This is a genomic window from Arthrobacter sp. Y3223164 (genome assembly GCF_059091005.1).
The window spans coordinates 1-3,312 of the sequence record NZ_JBNHGF010000305.1; the positions used below are offsets into that span (position 1 = coordinate 1).

Genomic DNA, 3,312 nt, shown 5'->3' on the forward strand with positions numbered 1-3,312 from the left:
GAGGGCCGGCGGGGCGCACGACTGCTGCCCGGGCCGGCCGGCGGCTTCCGCTTGCAGGCGGTTGGCAGCGACCCTAGGGTGGTAAGCACACTTACCTTCCGCGGGCCGCGGTCCGCGCTCCCCCGGGCGGCGCGACAGGGGGACAAGCGTGAAAGCACTGACCTGGCAAGGCAAACGGAAGCTGAGCGTCGAGCAGGTTCCGGACCCGGTGCTGCGGGAACCCACGGACGCCATCATCAGGGTCACCTCCACCGCCATCTGCGGATCCGATCTGCACCTCTACGAGCTGTTTGGCCCGTTCCTGTCGCCCGGCGACGTCCTGGGCCATGAACCCATCGGGATCGTCGAGGAGACCGGAAGTGCCGTGCCGGGCCTCAAGCCCGGCGACCGGGTGGTGGTTCCCTTCAACATCGCGTGCGGGCGCTGCCACATGTGCAGCCGGGGGTTCCAGTCGCAGTGCGAAACCACGCAGGTCAAGGACAAGGGTTCAGGCGCCGCATTGTTCGGCTACACCGAGCTCTACGGCTCCGTTCCGGGCGGGCAGGCCGAGTTCCTGCGCGTCCCGCACGCGGACTACGGCCCCATCAAGATCGAGGACAGCCAGGCGCCGGACGAGCAATACCTGTTCCTCTCCGACATCCTCCCGACCGCGTGGCAGGCGGTGGCCTACGCCCAGGTTCCCGACGGCGGCACGCTGGCGGTTTTCGGGCTCGGGCCGGTCGGTCAGTTCGCCGCCCGCATCGGCCGCCACCTGGGCCACCGCGTGATCGGGATCGACCTTGTTCCGGAGCGGCTGGAGATGGCCCGCAGGCACGGCGTCGAGACCCTGGTGTGGGGACCCAAGATTGCCGACGAGCTGCGCGACGCGACCCGGGGCCGCGGTCCGGAGTCGGTAGTCGACGCCGTCGGCATGGAGGCGCACGGCGCGACGGCGGCGGCCACCGCGCAATTCGCCGTCGGACTCCTCCCCGACCCCGTGGCCAGGAAGCTGATGTCAACGGCGGGCCTGGACCGCCTCTCCGTCCTGCACGCCGCGATCGACGCCGTGGCCCGCGGCGGCACCATCTCGCTGTCCGGCGTCTACGCCGGCCAGGCCGACCCCATGCCGATGCTGACGCTCTTCGACAAGCAGGTCACGCTGCGGATGGGCCAGTGCAACGTCCGGCGCTGGATCGACGATGTGCTGCCGCTGGCGGCTGATCCGGCGGATCCGCTCGGCGTCGGCGACCTGGTCACGCACACGGCCCCGCTGGACCAGGCCCCGGAGATGTACGAGAAATTCCAGAAGAAGGACGACGGCTGCATCAAGGTGGTGCTCAAGCCGTAGCGCCCGCTCCGGGACGCTAGGCTTTTGTCATGTCTGTGATCCGCCCGGCCGACGAAGCCGATGTCCCCGTTATCCTCGACCTGATCTGCGACCTGGCCGTGTACGAGAAGGAACCGTACGCGGTCAAAACCACGCCCGAACAGCTTAAGGACGCCCTGTTTTCCGCCCGGCCGTCGGTCTTCGCGCACGTCGCGGAAGACGACGGCGGTGTGCAGGGTTTCGCGCTCTGGTTCCGGAACTTTTCCACGTGGGAGGGTGTGCACGGCATCTATTTGGAGGACCTGTATGTACGGCCCGAGGCTCGCGGACGAGGTTACGGCAAGGCCCTGCTGCAGACGTTGGCCAGCCACGCGGTGGCTTCCGGGTACGCCCGGGTGGAGTGGTCGGTACTGAACTGGAACCGCCCGTCCATCGACTTCTACCGCAGCCTCGGCGCCCGGCCGCAGGAGGAATGGTCGACGTTCCGGCTGGCCGGCGACGCCCTCGCCTCGTTCGGCTCGGGCGCCGGCCGGGTGCACCCGTGACCGGACACCGGGTGACCGGAACGCACCGCATCCGCGGCATGCGGACGGCCGGGTATTTCTTTGACGTGCCGCTCGACCATGCGGATCCGGACGGCGAAACCCTCGAGATCTTCGCCCGCGAGTATTCATCCCTGGAACACGACGACGGCGCCGCGGCGCGTCTGCCGTGGCTGCTGTTCCTGCAGGGCGGGCCCGGCGGCCGAGGCAACCGGGTGACGTCGTTGTCCGGCTGGATGAAGGAGGCGGCCAAGACCTTCCGCATCCTCATGCTGGACCAGCGCGGCACCGGCCTCTCCTCCCCCGTGAACCGGCAGACGCTGCCGTTGCGCGGCGACGCGGCGGCGCAGGCGGCCTTCCTGGCCCATTTCCGTGCGGACTCGATCGTGCGAGACGCCGACCTGATCCGGCAGGAACTCGGCAGCGGACCGTGGAGCATCTTCGGGCAGAGCTACGGCGGCTTCTGTGCGCTGACCTACCTCTCCCTCGCACCCGAGGGGCTGCGGGAAGTGTTGATCACCGGCGGCCTGGCCCCGCTGGCGGGAGGAGCCGAGCAGGTCTACCGGGCCACGTTTCCCCGGGTGGAAGCACGCAACCGGGAATACTTCGCCCGCTACCCGGAAGACCGGGCCCGGGTCACCGCCGTCGCACGACACCTGGAATCGGTGCCCGAATACCTGCCGTCCGGCGAGCGACTGACCACCGGCCGGTTTCAGATGGCCGGGTCGTTTTTGGGCGGCAACACCCGGATCGACGCCCTGCACTACCTGCTGGAGGACGCCTTCGTCCCGACGCCGTCCGGCCGGCGGCTCTCGGATACCTTCCTGGAGCAGGTCTCCGCGCTGGCGGGCCGTGCTTCCAACCCCCTATATGCCCTGATGCACGAATCCATCTATGCCCAGGGCGAAGCGACCGGGTGGGCGGCGTGGCGCGTGCTCCGGGAGTTCCCGCAGTTCGCCCCGGAGGCGGACGAGCCGCTGCTCACCGGCGAGATGGTCTATCCCTGGTACTTCGAGCAGGACCCGGCCCTGGTGCCGCTGCGGGAGGTGGCCGAGCTGCTGGCGGCGAAGTCGGACTGGCCGGCGCTCTACGACGCCGACCGGCTGGCCGGGAACGACGTCCCCGCCGCCGCGGCCGTCTATCGCGACGACATCTACGTGGAGCGCGGCCTGTCCCTGGAAACGGCCGCGCGGGTGAAGGGGCTGCAGGTCTGGGAAACCGGTGAGTTCCATCACGACGGCATTGCGGACGACGGCGAGGCCGTCTTCCGGCGCCTGCTCGCCATGGTCCGGGGCTGACTGCCGTCCCTCACGGCCCGGCAAACGTGCCCGAATGCGCTTTTACCCCGTGGCTCACGATGGGCTCCTGTCGCCGGCACCCACGCCTGCCGGGATGCCCCGGCTGCGGGCGGCGAAAGCCATCGCCAGCAAGACGCAGGCAACGACGGCGGCCGCCGCTTTCAGG

General features: G+C 69.7%; 3 protein-coding genes. All 3 read left to right on the forward strand.

The features are described 5' to 3' along the window. Positions 1 to 148: 148 nt before the first annotated feature. From AC5RUJ_RS13020 to AC5RUJ_RS13030, 3 genes are read left to right on the forward strand one after another with little or no spacing between them, the layout of a single operon-like run. On the forward strand, positions 149 to 1,327 hold the full coding sequence (locus tag AC5RUJ_RS13020) for a zinc-dependent alcohol dehydrogenase (protein ID WP_494013912.1): 1,179 nt from the start codon (positions 149 to 151) through the stop codon (positions 1,325 to 1,327). 29 nt (positions 1,328 to 1,356) lie between these two features. Further along, on the forward strand, positions 1,357 to 1,851 hold the full coding sequence (locus AC5RUJ_RS13025) for a GNAT family N-acetyltransferase (protein WP_494127904.1): 495 nt from the start codon (positions 1,357 to 1,359) through the stop codon (positions 1,849 to 1,851). 38 nt (positions 1,852 to 1,889) lie between these two features. Continuing rightward, positions 1,890 to 3,146: an alpha/beta fold hydrolase gene (locus tag AC5RUJ_RS13030; RefSeq protein WP_494127916.1), complete on the forward strand. Its 1,257-nt coding sequence runs from the start codon at positions 1,890 to 1,892 to the stop codon at positions 3,144 to 3,146. Positions 3,147 to 3,312 lie beyond the last annotated feature (166 nt).

Coding starts and splice junctions, on each gene's coding strand:
- AC5RUJ_RS13025 (WP_494127904.1), top strand. CDS start 1,357: ATGTCTGTGATCCGCCCGGCCGACGAAGCCGATGTCCCCGTTATCCTC.
- AC5RUJ_RS13030 (WP_494127916.1), top strand. CDS start 1,890: ATGCGGACGGCCGGGTATTTCTTTGACGTGCCGCTCGACCATGCGGAT.